Here is a 528-nt window from a genome sequence, read left to right as displayed (position 1 = left end):
GGTTTATATGGAATTCGAGGAAAAGAACCCCATTCCTCATCCCGGTACGCCCGGCGCATATTTTCTAACATTTCATCAACAGACTGTTCTGTCTCCGCCAACAAACTTGTACACTTCTTCTGTCGATCTTCGTCGTCGAACGACGGGATATAACACCGCTCCTCTCCAGAATCTTGTAACACTAATAACACTGCATGATTATAGAATCGATTACCCTCACTACGAACTAATCTATCAACCCATTGTTTGTTGAATGTGGTAGACGTTTCGTGTGAGTGGGGCGATTCAGATCTCGGTAATTCAGTCCTTACGCGTTCTGTTGCTTCCTCATACGTCAAATCTGTCCCAAGGAAGGCACGTAATATCTCTCTAAATTGTTCTTCGCGGTCTCCACCTTCCACTGCCTTCGCATGAATTGGTTCACTATCAACTAATTCGACTGAAATTTCTCGAACTTCATCGTTTTCTGCTAATGCGTCAGGTACTTCGAAAAAGGAGTTTGCCCAAGTGGTCATTAACGCATTAATT

1 protein-coding gene is annotated in these 528 nt (G+C 43.6%); it reads right to left on the bottom strand.

Features of this window, described 5'->3' with window-relative positions:
- The coding region (locus tag DVK07_RS24085; protein ID WP_233565581.1) for a hypothetical protein at nucleotides 1–528 on the bottom strand (528 nt) is incomplete at both ends.

It is taken from the genome of Halorubrum sp. Atlit-26R (assembly GCF_003666015.1).
Taxonomy (GTDB): Archaea; Halobacteriota; Halobacteria; order Halobacteriales; family Haloferacaceae; genus Halorubrum.
The sequence above is the reverse complement of the archived record's forward strand: the minus strand, read 5'-3'. Positions and strand labels throughout refer to the sequence as shown.